This window comes from Salinicola aestuarinus (genome assembly GCF_003206645.1).
GTDB classification, from domain to species: Bacteria; Pseudomonadota; Gammaproteobacteria; order Pseudomonadales; family Halomonadaceae; genus Salinicola; species Salinicola aestuarinus.
In genome coordinates this window covers 132118-146417 of the sequence record NZ_PZJP01000003.1, presented here as the reverse complement: position 1 = coordinate 146417, position 14300 = coordinate 132118, and the positions used below count along the sequence as shown (strand labels likewise).

At 66.5% G+C, this 14300-nt stretch carries 13 protein-coding genes; 9 read left to right on the top strand and 4 right to left on the bottom strand.

Annotated features, from left to right (window positions below):
* The first annotated feature begins 90 nt into the window (after positions 1-90).
* The 3 genes from eutB to DOM41_RS03480 all read left to right on the top strand — a co-directional run bounded on the left by eutB (position 91) and on the right by DOM41_RS03480 (position 3241).
* Positions 91-1077, top strand: a complete 987-nt coding sequence (gene eutB / locus DOM41_RS03490) for a hydroxyectoine utilization dehydratase EutB (RefSeq protein WP_110685464.1) — start codon at positions 91-93, stop codon at positions 1075-1077.
* A gap of 78 nt (positions 1078-1155) precedes the next feature.
* Positions 1156-2103 carry a cyclodeaminase gene (locus tag DOM41_RS03485; RefSeq protein WP_110685463.1) on the top strand — a complete coding sequence of 316 codons (948 nt, stop codon included), beginning with the start codon at positions 1156-1158 and terminating at the stop codon, positions 2101-2103.
* Positions 2104-2350: 247 nt separating this feature from the next.
* On the top strand, positions 2351-3241 hold the full coding sequence (locus DOM41_RS03480) for an NAD-dependent epimerase/dehydratase family protein (protein ID WP_110685462.1): 891 nt from the start codon (positions 2351-2353) through the stop codon (positions 3239-3241).
* 39 nt (positions 3242-3280) lie between these two features.
* On the opposite strand, the gene DOM41_RS03475 is transcribed toward DOM41_RS03480, so the two are convergent.
* Both DOM41_RS03475 and zwf read right to left on the bottom strand, forming a co-directional pair.
* Entirely contained in the window at positions 3281-4483 is a 1203-nt protein-coding gene (locus DOM41_RS03475; RefSeq protein ID WP_245391725.1) for an MFS transporter, read from the bottom strand.
* Positions 4480-6162: a glucose-6-phosphate dehydrogenase gene (zwf, locus tag DOM41_RS03470; RefSeq protein ID WP_110685460.1), complete on the bottom strand. Its 1683-nt coding sequence runs from the start codon at positions 6160-6162 to the stop codon at positions 4480-4482. Before zwf ends, DOM41_RS03475 begins: the two co-directional genes overlap by 4 nt.
* Positions 6163-6393: 231 nt before the next feature.
* Between zwf and DOM41_RS03465 the strand changes: the two genes are divergently transcribed.
* The 4 genes from DOM41_RS03465 to DOM41_RS03450 all read left to right on the top strand — a co-directional run bounded on the left by DOM41_RS03465 (position 6394) and on the right by DOM41_RS03450 (position 11280).
* Positions 6394-6699: a YrhK family protein gene (locus DOM41_RS03465; protein WP_110685459.1), complete on the top strand. Its 306-nt coding sequence runs from the start codon at positions 6394-6396 to the stop codon at positions 6697-6699.
* 162 nt (positions 6700-6861) lie between these two features.
* A complete protein-coding gene (locus DOM41_RS03460) occupies positions 6862-8268 on the top strand; it encodes an amidase (RefSeq protein ID WP_223160923.1) in 1407 nt (468 codons plus the stop codon).
* A 236-nt stretch (positions 8269-8504) separates the two neighbouring features.
* Positions 8505-10214 (top strand): thiamine pyrophosphate-dependent enzyme, encoded by a 1710-nt coding sequence (locus DOM41_RS03455; protein ID WP_110685457.1) that lies wholly within the window; start codon positions 8505-8507, stop codon positions 10212-10214.
* 91 nt (positions 10215-10305) lie between these two features.
* Positions 10306-11280, top strand: a complete 975-nt coding sequence (locus DOM41_RS03450) for a DNA/RNA non-specific endonuclease (RefSeq protein ID WP_110685456.1) — start codon at positions 10306-10308, stop codon at positions 11278-11280.
* A gap of 124 nt (positions 11281-11404) precedes the next feature.
* Here the strand turns inward: DOM41_RS03450 and DOM41_RS03445 are convergent, their stop codons facing one another.
* Positions 11405-11746: a hypothetical protein gene (locus tag DOM41_RS03445; protein ID WP_110685455.1), complete on the bottom strand. Its 342-nt coding sequence runs from the start codon at positions 11744-11746 to the stop codon at positions 11405-11407.
* 267 nt (positions 11747-12013) lie between these two features.
* On the opposite strand from DOM41_RS03445, the gene DOM41_RS03440 reads away from it, so the two are divergent.
* Positions 12014-12826 carry an MBL fold metallo-hydrolase gene (locus tag DOM41_RS03440; RefSeq protein WP_110685454.1) on the top strand — a complete coding sequence of 271 codons (813 nt, stop codon included), beginning with the start codon at positions 12014-12016 and terminating at the stop codon, positions 12824-12826.
* 8 nt (positions 12827-12834) lie between these two features.
* Positions 12835-13653, top strand: a complete 819-nt coding sequence (locus DOM41_RS03435; protein WP_110685453.1) for a helix-turn-helix transcriptional regulator — start codon at positions 12835-12837, stop codon at positions 13651-13653.
* Here DOM41_RS03435 and DOM41_RS03430 read toward each other — a convergent pair.
* A complete protein-coding gene (locus DOM41_RS03430) occupies positions 13646-14233 on the bottom strand; it encodes a LysE family translocator (RefSeq protein ID WP_110685452.1) in 588 nt (195 codons plus the stop codon). The two genes, DOM41_RS03435 and DOM41_RS03430, sit on opposite strands and share 8 nt — an antisense overlap.
* Positions 14234-14300: the final 67 nt, after the last annotated feature.

The window sequence follows — 14300 nt, the reverse complement described above, 5'->3', positions numbered from 1 at the left end:
GGATGTCGGCGTGAACCTGCGGCAGGGTGAAGCGATTCATCCTGCCGCTTTGCCATGCCGTCGTTTTACCGTTCCGATTCGGGAGCCGACATGTCCGACCCCGTCACCCTGCACGACATCTATCTGGCCCGGGCTCGCATCCAGGGTCAGGCCGCGCGCACGCCGCTGATCCACTCGCAGAGTCTGTCGGCGCGCTTTGACGCCGACATCCACTTGAAGCTCGAAACGCTGCAGCCGAGCGGGGCGTTCAAACTCCGCGGCGCGCTCAACAAGATCGCCTCGCTCTCGCCCGATCAGCTCGAACGCGGCGTGACCACGGCCTCCACTGGCAATCACGGCCGCGCCGTGGCGTGGGCAGCGAAACGCCTCGGCGCGCGGGCGGTGATCTGTGTCTCCGAACTGGTGCCGGCCAACAAGGTCGCCGCCATCGAGGCGCTCGGCGCCGAGGCAAGGGTGATCGGTCGCTCCCAGGACGACGCCTTCGTCGAGGCGAGGCGACTGGTGAGTGAGGCGGGCATGGCGCTGATCGAGCCCTTCGATGACCCGCTGATCGCGGCCGGGCAGGGCACCATCGGTCTGGAACTGATGGAGGATCTGCCCAAGCTCGACCGCACGCTGATCGGGCTCTCCGGCGGCGGCCTGCTCGGCGGTGTCGGGCGGGCGCTCAAGGGCATCAACCCTGGCGTGCACGTGACCGGCGTCAGCATGGAGAAGGGCGCGGCGATGATCGACAGCCTCGCGGCGGGCAGGCCGGTCGAGGTCGAGGAGGAAGCGTCGCTTGCCGACTCCCTCGGCGGCGGTATCGGGCTCGACAATCGCTGCACCTATGCGCTGGTGCGCGAGGTGATGGACGATCACTACCGCGTCTCCGAGACGGCCATCGCCCGCGCCATGCTGCATTTCTTCGAGCACGAGAAGATGCTGGTCGAAGGGGCAGCGGTGGTCGGCCTCGCCGCGCTGGAAGCGCACGGCATCGACGTGCGCGGCGAGACGATCGCGCTGATCGTCTCCGGCAACGGCGTCGACGCCGGTACGCTGATGCGAGCGCGAACGCTGGTCGACTACCCTGAACGCTGAACGGGGCGTTGCCGGCATCGCTGGAGGCGAGCGTCGCGATGAGATCGAACTACTGTTATCAATAAGTCAGGAGTGAGGATGCAGCTCTACAACCGCGAGCAGATCCAGAACGTCGTTGCCCTCGACCGCGAGTCGCTGGAGGCCGTCGAGCGCGGCTTTCGCGCGCTGGGCGAGGGCAACGTCGTCCAGCCGCCGATCCTCTCCATGCCGATCGCGGAGTCCAATGGCGAGGTCGACGTCAAGACTGCCCACATCAAGGGCAACGCGGCATTTGCGATCAAGGTGAGCCCGGGCTTCTTCGACAACCCCAAGCTCGGTCTGCCGAGCCTCAACGGGCTGATGATCGTCTTCTCCGCGAAGACCGGTGTGGTCGAGGCGGTGCTCTTCGATGAGGGCTATCTGACCGACGTGCGCACCGCGCTCGCCGGGGCCATTGCCGCCAAGCACGCCTCCCGGGAAGAGAGCCGCCGCGTCGCCGTGCTAGGCGCCGGCGTGCAGGCCGAGTTGCAGATCGCCGCGTTGACGCTGGTGCGCGACATCGCGCATATCGACGTCTGGGCTCGCGACGCCGAGAAAGCCGGCGTCTACGCTGCGCGGATGCGCGAGCGCCACGGTGTGACGGTCGCGGTGCACGACGAGATCGGCACGGCTTGCGCCAACGCGGACATCGTCGTCACCACCACGCCGTCGCGGGCGCCGCTGCTCTTTGGCGAGCATCTGCCGGCAGGCGTCCACGTTACCGCCATGGGCTCGGACAGCCCCGAGAAGCGCGAGCTCGACACCTCGGTGATGACGCGCGCGGATCACTTCATCGCCGATACCCGCGCCCAGAGCGAGACCAACGGGGAGCTCAAGGCCTACGCCGGCCACACGCCGCCGTTCAAGGTACTCGAACTCGGCCGCGTCATCGCCAACGGCCAGCCGCTACGTCGGGAACCGAACGAGATCACCGTCTGCGATCTCACCGGCACCGGCGTACAGGACACCGCCATCGCCGGCTTCGCGCTAGGTCGGCTGACGGCGTGAGGGCAGCGTGAGAGACAGTCGTGGGTCCGGCGACCGCCGATGATGGCAATCGCCTTCGCGTCCAGAAAGATCGCGGCTCTCGCGACGGTGGGCGCGATCGGACGTTGACGGTCAACGCCAAGCGCGCGGCGAGAAGTCGATGGCGCGACCGCTCGTGATCGATGACAGCTGACCCGCGGCTGTCTTCCGGCGGACCGCCCCATCCGTTGCTAGAGTGTCATGAGCGTTCCACCCAACGGAGAACTTCATGCGCATTCTGTTTACCGGCGGTAGCGGCAAGGCGGGTCGTCATGCGACCGCCTATCTTCGCGATCAGGGACACCAGATCACCAATCTGGACTGGGCGCCGTCCGACACGCCTGGCATCGTGTCGTTGACGACCGATCTGACCGACGCCGGGCAGGTCTTCAATGCCTGCCAGGCCTACGCCAGCCTCGATGAGCTGGAGCCGGGCACCGGCGTGCCGAGCTACGATGCCATCGTCCACTTCGCGGCCATACCGGCGATTCTGCACCGGCCGGACAACGAGACGTATCGCATCAACACGCTGAGCACCTACAACGTGCTGGATGCCGCCACCAAGCTGGGTATTCCCAAGGTGATCTTCGCCTCCAGCGAAACCACCTACGGCATCTGCTTTGCCAATGGCGAGAGAAAGCCGGACTATCTGCCGGTGGACGAGGCGCATCCCACCGTCCCCGAGGACAGCTACGCCATGAGCAAGGTGGTCAACGAGGTCACCGCACGCTCCTTTCAGGCGCGCTCGGGCATCGATGTCTATGGCTTGCGTATCAACAACGTGATCGAGCCGCATGAGTACCGTGAGAAGTTCCCGGCCTTCATGGAGGACCCGGCCCTTCGCCGTCGCAATATCTTCGCCTATATCGACGCCCGCGATCTCGGGCAGATGGTCGACTGCTGTCTGAAGACGGACGGGTTGGGCTATCAGGTATTCAACGTGGCGAATGACGACCTTTCGGTGAGCCTCACCACTGCCGAGGTGAGCGAACGGTTCTACTCGGGGGTACCGCTCAAGCGCGAGATGGGCGAGTTCGAGACCTTCTACAGCATCGAGAAGGCCCGCCGGCTGGTCGGTTTCGCGCCGATTCACTCCTGGCGAGATGAGCTGGTGCAGTAGCGTCGGCTCGCGCCGCCCGTCAGTCCGTCCATCGATCTGCTATTGGGGGAACGGCTCGGCCCCGCCGGCCGAGGAGGTTGGCGGCGCCAGCGCGGATGCCTTGGCGATGATCACCAGTGCCAGCACGCCGAGCAGCGCGAAGGCGTAGTGCAGGGTGATGAAGTGCGCCGTAAAGCCGATCAGCGGCGGGCCGATCAGGATGCCGCCGTAGCCCAGGGTGGCGACGCTCGCGATGGCGACACCCGGTGGCGTTTCCGGGTCGTTGGCCGCACGGGTGAATGCCAGCGGCATGATCATCGCGTAGCCAAGCCCCAGCAGCGCGAACCCGGCGAGCGCCGCGCCGAACTGCCCGGAGAGTACGGCGAGCAGCACGCCGGCGAACGCCAGGCAACCCGCCAGCCGAGCCACGCGCACGGCACCCAGCCGGGAGATCGCCACGCCGCCAACCAGCCGCATCGCCACCATCGCCACTGAAAAGACGGCGTAGCCCAGCGCCGCCTGCGCCTCGCTCACCCGGGTGACGCTGACCAGGAAGAGCGCGCTCCAGTCGGCAATCGCCCCTTCGCCGAGGGCCGAGCACATCGCCACCAGCCCGATCCAGAACAGTGCGCCGCGGGGCAGCGGGAAGCGTCGTGCGCCCGGCGCGCGATCCCGCGTTTCCGAGCGCCAGCCGATATGACCGAGCCAGCTCGCCGTCGCCCATAGCGTGGCGCCCATGACGAAAAAGTGCGCGACGAGCCCCAGACCCAGCGAGGTCGCGGCGAAACCACTGAGCGCACCGACGCCGGCACCGAGGCTCCACAGGGCGTGAAACGACGACATCACCGGGCGTTGAATGAAGCGCTCCGCCTCGCCGGCCCAGCTATTCATGGTGACATCCATGGCGCCGTGTCCGGCGCCGAACAGGCATAGCGCCACGGCGAGGAAGGGGACGCTCGGCGCCAGCGCGATCAGCGGCAGCGCCACGGCGTAGCCGACGCCAATGGCGAGCGTGGCGGGCGCGGCGCCGAAGTGGTCCGCGGCGCGCCCGGCGAGCGGAAAGGAGGCGATCGCGCCGATGGCGAGCATCAACAGGAGCAGGCCGAGCTCGCCGCCGCCGAGATCGTGGCGCGCGGTGACCGACGGGATGCGCGAGGCCCAGGTGCCGAATAGCCCGCCATTGAGGGCGAACATGGCGGCGACCGCAAGCCAGCTCCGTTTGGCGCTGGGGGCAGCGGCTGTCGGATCACGGCGTCCGATCACCGCGACGCGCCCCCGGGTTTGTCACGCGAGGCGTTGGGTGGCGCCTTATCACGAGAGGCGTGGGGCGGCGCCTTGTCACGAGAGGCGGGCACTGGTGCGACGCCGGGACCGGTGGGCTGGCCCACCTGATGCCACTCGCGGCCGTCACGCTCGATCAGTGAAAAGGCGCCCTCGGGGCCGTCCGCGCCGGCGGCGTAGTCTTCCACCGCCGGTGACTGGGCCCAGGCATCGAAGAAGGGCTGCACCGCGCGCCAGCCGTTCTCGATCGTGTCGGCGCGCTGGAACAGCATCTGGTCGCCGGTGAGGCAGTCGTAGAGGAGCGTCTCGTAGCCGGTCACTGCCGGCAGGTCGAAGAAGTCCTTGTAGCCAAAGCCCATCTTGACGGTATCGGTATGCAGCTCCGGCCCGGGGCGCTTGGCCTGGAAGTCGAACCACATGCCCTCGTTGGGCTGGATCTGAATGATCAGCCAGTTCGAGGCCGTGCGCTCGAGCTCGGTATCGCGAAACTGGGCGTAGGGCGCCTGCTTGAAGCAGATGGCGATTTCGGTATCGCGGGCGCTCATGCGCTTGCCGGTGCGCAGGTAGAAGGGGACGCCCATCCAGCGCCAGTTGTCGACCATCACCTTCATGGCGACGTAGGTTTCGGTGGTGCTGTCGGCGGCCACGCCCTCCTCGTCGAGATAGCCCGGCACCGTCTCGCCGTCGATCTCGCCGGCGGCATAGCGGCCGCGGGCGGAATTGGCGGCGGCCTCTTCCACCGACCACGGGCGGATCGCGCTCAACACCTTGGACTTTTCGCCACGCAGCGCATCGGCACCGAAGTAGGCGGGCGGTTCGATCGCGACCATCGCCAGTAGCTGAAAGAGATGGTTGGGCACCATGTCCCGCGTGGCACCGGCGCTGTCGTAGAACGCCGCGCGTTTCTCCACGCCGATGGTTTCGGCGGCGGTGATCTGGATGTGATCGATGTAGTGGTTGTTCCAGAATGGCTCGAACAGCACGTTGGCGAAGCGCGCCACCAGAATGTTCTGCACCGTCTCCTTACCCAGAAAGTGATCGATCCGGTAGATCTGATCCTCTTTCATCATCCCCAGCAGCTGGGCGTTGAGCTCGCGGGCGGACTGGGCGTCGTGGCCGAACGGCTTCTCGACGATCAGACGGCGATAGTGGTCACGGCTTTCGCGCATCAGCCCGGCGTTGCCGAGCCGGGTGGCAATCTCGCCGAAAAAGCGCGAGCCGGTGGCGCAGTAGAAGATGGCGCTGGCGGTCTCGCCGGTGTCGATCTGCTCGCTGATCTTCGCGTAAACGGCGTCGTCGGTGAAGTCGCCCTGAAGGTAATGGAGCCGCTGTTCGAACTGACCCCAGGCCGCATCTCCCACGTCGCTCTTGCGCCCTTCGGCGTGGCTCTTGGCCGCCTTGTCGGCGAGGAATTCCTTGAAATGGCGGCGAAAGCTGGCGTCATCCTGTTCGGCGAGGTCGATGCCCACGAGGCGCATGCGCGGGTCGAGCAGGCCGTCGCGGTCGAGATGGTAGAGCGAGGGAATCAGCAGTCGTTTCACCAGATCGCCGTTGGCCCCGAAGATGAACATGGTGGTGTTCTCGGCGGCGGGGGCGTCCCCCTGCGGATTGGCGCCACCGTCCAGCGGCGTCGCCGGGTCCTGCTGCGTATTCTCTGCCATGGAGCTACCTCTCGAAGGAAAGAGTGAAACGGTGTCGCGAGACATCGCCAGCAATCCCCGCTCAGCGTAATACGTCTTGGCGCTTCGGGCCGTTTTTCCCGCTCGCTATCGCCCGCCGATGTCCGTATCCCCACTTTCAGGCAGCAACGCATGGGCTTGAGCCGCTATGGTAGGGGCGACGTCGGCCGCGGTCGGCCGGCGTGTGCCATCCATCTTCAGGGAACTTCACGCATGAACGAGGACAACCGTAACCAGCAGCCACGAACGAAGACGCTTCACTTCGGGCATGACGAGCTGGTCATTCGCCAGCGCTACGAGACGCTGAGCATCGTCAACGACGTGCTCATCGGCATCTGGTTCGTCGTCGGCAGCTTTCTGTTCTTCTTCGAATCACTGACCTATTACGGGACCTGGCTGTTTCTGATCGGCAGTCTCGAGATGCTGATCCGCCCGGTCATCCGCCTGACCCGAAGACTGCATCTGACACGGCGTCGCGGCGGCTCGGGTAGCGCGGTCGAGACCAGTCACGACTTCTGAGGCCGCATGACGTGTCTGGCGCATCGCCGCCCAACCGCATCGCGACTTTGCATGCCCGGGCAGAGGCGGACTAGCCTGCATCGGGACAGGTCGTGACGGGCGCCGCTCGCGTCAGGGAGGCTCGAATCAAGGACGAACGCCAAAAACGCCATGGGAGGCCACTTGAGCGATAACGATCTCGGCACATTCGATGCCGTACAGCTGGAAGACGCATACCGGAACCTCAAGGCCTCGCCGCTGGAGGCGACCCGCGCGGCGCTTGGACGCATCGCGCGTTTCAACGAGGCGGTCAACGCCTACGTGCATGTCGATGAAGAGGGGGCCGAGGCGGCCGCGAAGGCCTCGACCGAGCGCTGGAAGAAGGGCGCGCCGCTAAGCCCCATCGACGGCATTCCGGTCTCGATGAAGGATCTCGCCGAGGTCGCCGGTATGCCCGCCCGCGGCGGCTCGCTGACGACGTCCAAGGCGCTCTGCGAGCACGACTGTCCGCCGGCACGCATGCTGCGCGAGGCCGGTGCGGTGATCCTCGGCAAGACCAATACGCCGGAGTTCGGCTGGAAAGCCGTCACCGACAACCGCGTGTTCGGCGCCACGCGCAATCCGTGGAACACCGAACTCACGCCGGGCGGCTCCTCCGGCGGTGCGGCGGCGGCGGCCGCGCTCAACATGGGGGTGCTGCACCAGGGCGGCGACTCCGGCGGCTCGATCCGCATTCCCGCCGCCTTCACCGGTACCTTCGGCTTCAAGCCCACCTATGGCTGGACGCCGCAGTGGCCGCCGGCCACCGAGGCGACGCTCTCGCATCTTGGCCCGATCACCCGCAGCGTGACCGACGCGGCCCGCCTGCTCAACGTGATCGGCCGCTATGACTACCGCGACCCCTACGCGGCGCGGGGCCAGCCGGAAGACTGGGGGGCCGATCTCGGCCGCGATCTGACAGGACTGCGCATCGCCTACTCGCCGACGCTGGGTTACGCCGAGGTGGACGAGGAGATCGCCACCTCGGTGCGCGAGGCCGCCAGCCGACTCGAGGCGCTCGGTGCCGAAGTCGAGGAGATCGACCCGGGGTTCGAGTCGCCGCTTGGCATCTTCCAGAAGCTCTGGTTCACCGCTTCGCGGGATTTCTGGTCGCAGTGCAGCGAGGCCGACCGTGAGCGTCTCGACCCGGGGCTGGTCGCCAACGCCGAGCACGCCAGCGACTGGAGTGCACTGGATCTCTTTCAGGCGCTGAGCCAACGGGCCGCGTTCACCCAGTCGCTGGAGCGGTTCAACCAGCGCTACCACTTGCTGATGACGCCAAGCGTGCCGATCTCCCCGTTCGCGGTGAATCACGAGGTGCCGCCGAATAGCGGCATGCGCGACTGGGAAGAGTGGGCGCCGTTCTCCTACCCCTTCAACCTGAGTCAGCAGCCGGCGGCCTCGGTACCCTGCGGCTTCACCCGGGCCGGGCTGCCCATCGGCTTTCAGCTCGCCGGTGGCAAGCACGACGACGTTCGCGTGCTGCGCGCCTGCGACGCCTACATGCGGGCGCATCCGCCGCGCTTTCCCGAGGCGCCGCAGTCGGCCTAGCCATCGTCATTGCCCCGGCATCCGTCAGGGACGGGATGCCGGGTCCGGCACAAACACCCACGCCTCGCCCTGAGCGAACTACGCTGAAAACCGTCGTCGTGCGTTCGTTCCTCGCGGAGCGAGACCCGCGACGAGGGTTTTCCCGTTCATCACCCGCGTTCGCGGGGTTCATCCGGGTCGCTGGCAGGGACCGGTTGCACAGACCGTCTGCCTGGACCGCGAAAGGAGTCGCCAGCATGAGTCAGAACGTCGCCGAGATTCTGGTCGAGACACTATCCGAGGCCGGTGCCAAGCGCTGCTATGGCGTCGTCGGGGATACCATCAATCACTTCACCGACGCCATCCGCCGCAGCGATCTGGACTGGGTCCACGTGCGTCACGAAGAGGTCGGTGGCTTTGCCGCTGGCGGCGAGGCGCACATGACCCGCAACCTCACGCTCTGCGCGGGCACCTGCGGGCCGGGAACGCTGCACTTCGTCAACGGCCTCTTCGAGGCACACCGCAACGGCTCGCCGGTGGTGCTGATCGCATCCCAGGTAGGCACCGCGGACACCGGCGTCGGCTTCCCGCAGGACGTCGACCCCAAGCCGATCTATGCCCAGTACAGCGTTTTCTGCGAGTCGATCATCAATCCGGATCAGGCGCGGCGCATGGCGGCCCTCGCCGCGCAGGAAGCGATCGCCAAGAACGGCGTCGCGGTGCTCATCGTCCACGGTGATCTCTTCACCCAGACGCCGAGCCACGACCTGCCCTACCGGGCACATCGCTTCGACCCGGTGATCCGCCCCAACGCCGAAGAGCTGGTGCCGGCGATCAAGGCGCTAAACGCCGGTGGCAAGGTCTCGATCTTTGCGGGATTCGGCTGCGAGCACGCCCGCGGCGAGGTGCTGGCGCTCGCCGCCAAGCTCAACGCGCCGGTGGCGTGGACCTCCCGCGCCAAGGATTTCATCGAGCCGGATAATCCCTTCGACGTCGGCATGACCGGGGTCTTCGGCCTGGCCGGCGGCTACCGCGCCGTGGCGGAGTGCGACACGCTGCTGCTGCTCGGCTGCAGCTTCGCCTGGACCCAGTTCTACCCCGAGAAGGCGACGATCATTCAGGTCGACATCGACCCGGGGCAGATCGGCCGGCGCCATCCGGTGGATGTCGGCCTCGTTGGCAGCGTGCGGGATACCTGCGCCGCGCTTGCCCAGCTCGTCGATGAGAAGACGGACACCCAGTGGCTCGACAGCTGTCGCGAGACTTACGCCAAGGCGCTCGCGCACGATGCCCATCAGTCCGACGATGACGACCTGATTCATCCGCAGGAGCTGACGCTGGCGCTCAACGCGGCGGCCCACGACGACGCCATCTTTACCGCTGACGCCGGCAGCCCGATGGTCTGGATGCTGCGTCACATTCGCACCAACGGGCAGCGCCGCACGCTGTCGAGCCTGGTGCACGGCACCATGGCCAATGCCTATCCACAGGGCATCGGTATCCAGAAGGCATTTCCCCAGCGCCAGGTGATCGCCATGTGCGGTGACGGCGGCATGACCATGCTGATGGGCGATCTGCTGACGCTCAAACAGGAGAAGATCCCGCTCAAGATCGTGGTCTTCAACAACAGCTCGCTGGGTTTCGTCGAGATCGAGCAGAAGGTCGACGGGCTGCTCGACAGCTACACCGATCTCGACAATCCCGACTTTGGCCAGCTTGCCCAGGCGATGGGGTTGTGGGGGCGCAAGGTGGAGCAGAAGCACGAGCTGGACCACGCCATTGCCGAGTGGCTGGCGCATCCGGGCCCGGGCATTCTCGACGTCACGGTCAACCGCATGGAGCTGGTCATGCCGCCGAAGGTCGAGCCGGGCCAGGTCACCTCGACCGCGCTCTACTCCGGCAAGGCGGTGCTCAACGGTCGTATGAGCGAGGTCGTCGATCTGGTGAAGAGCAACTTCTGGAAGTGACGTCCGTCGAGCGCCGCCGTCGAGTCGAACCGACGGCGGCGCTGTCGGTTCGACTCGCTCATTCTTCTCGCTACCCGACCGGGAGATTGTCATGTCGGTGAAGACAACCGTTCGCCCAACGCTCAGAGAGATGCGCCCGCTGATCACGCCGCGGCCGACGGCGGCGGGGTCGCAAGATTCTGCGAGATTGGCGCGCGCCGGCGCTCTCGCCGACCGCGAAGGCTCTCTGTCAGACCGCGAAGGCTCTCTAGCAAACCGCGAAGGCTATGCCACCGACTTCCTCGAAGGCTTCGACCTGCCGCTGCCGACCCCGGTGGGCGAGCGGGCCGATGAGGTCACGCCGGTGCCCGGCCGCGACGATGGCCGGCTCGATTACACCCACTTCTCGATCGTGATGTCGCGCCCCCGGCGGCTGGCGATCTTCACCGCGCTCAACCTCGATGGCCGCTCGCTGACCAGCGTGCCCCGCAGCGACAACTGGCGGCTCGACCCCAGGCTCGATGCCTCGCTGCAGGCGGGGCCGAACGTCTATTCGCGCAATCCGCTGGATCGCGGCCACCTGGTGCGGCGTACCTCGGCGAACTGGGGCGAGGAGGCCGAGCGCGCCGAGGCCGATACCTTCCACTTCACCAACTGCGCCCCGCAGATGGCGGCGTTCAATCAGCAGACCTGGCTGGGGCTGGAGGACTATCTGCTCGAGCACGCCCGCGCCGACCGCCAGCGTCTGAGCATCTTCACCGGGCCGGTGTTTCGCGACGCCGACCGGACCTATCGCGGCATTCGCATTCCCGAGGCGTACTGGAAAGTGGTCGCTTTCGTCGGCGAAGACGGCCGCCCCTCGGCCACGGCGTACATGATTGACCAGTCCGATGAGCTCGAGGATCTCGGTCCCGGCTTTCTGTTCGGACAGTACAAGACCTACCAGCGCAGCGTGGCGCGTATCGCAGCGCTGGCGCAGCTCGACTTCGGCGAGCTCTCGCGCTTCGACGGCTTTTCCAACGAGGAGCGTGACACCGGTACGCGCATCCAGGCGGAGATTCGCGGCCCCGAGGATATCCGCGTCTAGCCCTCGATTCGGCGAGGGGGCGAGTGCGGAATCCGCCGCTTCGGCGTTAGCGGTTTTGCAACGCGAAAGCCGGGGCGCAAACGGCCCCGGCCTTCTTTGGTCCTGCCGAACATGACTGACGGTGTCAGTCGAGCTCGGCTACCTTCGCGTCAAAATCGTCGAACATCTGGAAGACATCGTCGCAGAGCGCTTGGGAAGGCTTGTTACCCGAGCCGGGTTCCAGCGTCTGGAATTCGTCTTCATGCGCTTTGAGGGTCGACTCGACGTGGGCCTCCTCCATCGCCTGCTTCATGTTCTGCATCGCCGTATCGGGATCTTCCGAATGGGCCTGGCCGTAGGAGACGATCTGTTCCTGAAACCGGTGGTTGGCTTGGACGAGGGCTTCGGTGGTGCACTCCTGTGCCTGCACGCCTGTGATTTGGGCACCGCTCAGCAGCAGCAGGCCCAGGGCCAGTCTCTTTTTCATGGAAGTTCCTATGGATGAATTCTTGACGCTTGGGGGCGAGCGATCGTCAGCGCCAAACCCGGCTATCGCGCGTTCGACCTTGCCCGGGATGACTCGAGACCCCGCTACCCCGCAGGCATTTTAACGCGATCATCCCCGGATCGTTGGACTCTCTCGAGGACTCGACGGGCGACATGCGTCGATGGTCCCGATGTCGAGGATCGGCGTTCGCGCTATTGTGTCGGTCGGACGGGGCGCTAACCTCGCGCGCGCCGACAGGAGGTCGATATGCAGCACCCTGGTTTTATCTGCGCCACCTGTGGCGTGCAGTACCCTGACAGCGCCGAGCCGCCGGCGCACTGCGACATCTGCGAGGACGAGCGCCAGTTCGTGCCCGTCGAAGGACAGCGCTGGACCACTGCGAGCCAGCTCTCTGCGGCGCATACCAATACCTTTCGTCACATGGCGCCGGGGCTGCTGGCGCTCGCCAGCGTGCCGAAGATCGCCATTGGCCAGCGTGCCTTTCTGCTGCGCACGCCGGCGGGCAATCTGCTGTGGGACTGTCTCAGCCTGCTCGACGAGGCGACGTTCGAGCTGATCGAAGGGCTCGGCGGCATCGACGCCATCGCGATGTCTCATCCCCACTTCTTCTCGACCATGGCCGCCTGGGGCGAGGCGTTCGACTGCCCGGTTCACGTCCACGCCGCCGACCGCGACTGGGTGACGATTCCCGACTCGCGCCTGCAGTTCTGGGAGGGGGAAACGCTCGAGCCGCTACCGGGGCTGATGCTGCACCGGCTGGGTGGCCACTTCCCCGGGGCCTGCGTCCTCCATTGGGCCGAGCGAGGGATCCTTCTCACTGGCGACACCCTGCTGGTGACGCCGGATCGCATGGCCTCCTTCATGTGGTCCTATCCCAACAACATCCCGCTGCCCGCCTCGGCGGTCGTGCAGATCGGCGAGCGGCTCGCGCCGCTCTCCATCGACAGCGCCTATTCCGCCTTCTGGGGTCAGGAGATTCTGCTCGACGCCGGTCGCGTGATCGAGGAGTCGGTCCAGCGCCACTGCCTCGCCGTGCGGGGCGAGGTGCCGTCGGCGTGAGTCGACGTATGACACCGTCCGGGTCGATGCGCTTCTGGCGTCACCCCGCGCTGCCATTTCTGGAACTGCGCGAGACGCGCGCGGGGGAGAGTGTCGGTTACGCCCGGCACAGCCACGACAGCTTCTCCATCGGGGCCGTCACCGGCGGGCGGAGTCTCTTCGAGTACCAGGTGCCCGGTGAGTCGCTACAAGCGGTGCCGGTCACTCGAGGGGCGGTGGTCATCATGAATCCGCGGGAGATTCACGCCTGCAACCCGACGGACGGCACGCCCTGGTCGTACTACATGCTCCACGTCGATCCGGCGTGGCTTTCGCCACTGCAGGGGGCGCGCGGTTTTCGACCGCTGGCGCTCCACGCGACGCGAGACGTGACGCTCTACGCGGCGCTGATCCGGCTGTGTCGACTGCTGCTCGACGACCACGCCACGGCGCCCAGTAAAACGCTCGCCTGTCGGGACTTCTTTCGGGGCCTGTTCGCGCATTCGCGAAGCGACCCGCGCGAGTGCCACCCGGAAAGCACCCGGCTGGCACGCACGGCGGCGCTGATTCGTCAGCGCTGCGCCGAGCCGCTCACGCTTGCCTGGCTTGCGGAGCGCTCGGCGATGACGCCAAGCCATCTGGTGCGCCTTTTCAAACGGGAGTACGGCATCACCCCGCATGCCTTCCTGCTCGACTGCCGGATTCGCCGAGCGCGAGAGGCGCTGAGCGCCGGGCGGCCGATCGCCGAGGTCGCCCACGACTGGCACTTCGCCGATCAGGCGCACTTTCAGCGCATCTTCAAACGCGTCACGGCGACGACGCCGAATCGTTTTCGCCGCGCTAGTTGACCGCAAGACCGATCGCGCTGGCGGCGAGCATCAAGGCCAGCGAGCGATTGACCCAGCGGATCTTGCGCGGTTCCGGCAGCCGCCGGCGAAGCCACGCACCCAGCGCGCCCCACGCGGCGAGGCTCGCATAGCAGATGGGAAAGAACAGCAGTGCGAAAAGCGCGACGCCGAGAACGTCAGCGTCCGAGGTGAAGGCGCCAATCCCAGCGGCGCTCGCCATCCAGGCCTTGGGATTGAGCCACTGCATCAGTGCGCCGCGGCGAAACGTGGCGACCGCCAGCGGGCGCGATGTCAGGTGGCCGTCGTCGAGCGCCATGCCCACGGCGAGATAGAGCAGAAAACCGATACCCAGCCAGCGGATCGTCGTCATTACCGTCGGCCAGGCGAGCAGCGGCTGCAGCACGACCCAGATCAAGATCAGCAGCAGCGTGAAACCGCACGTCGCCCCCGTCACGTGGCGCAGACTGTGGCGAAAGCCATGCTGCATGCCGGCGCTGAGCGCGACCAGATTGACCGGGCCGGGGGAGAGCGACGCGGCGAGGGCGAAAGCGGCCATGGAGGCGAGCAGTGTCGGCGACATGGGAAGGCTCCTCGAAAAGAAGACGAGGAGCCTAGCGAGGCCGAAGGCGACGTTATTGAACGATATT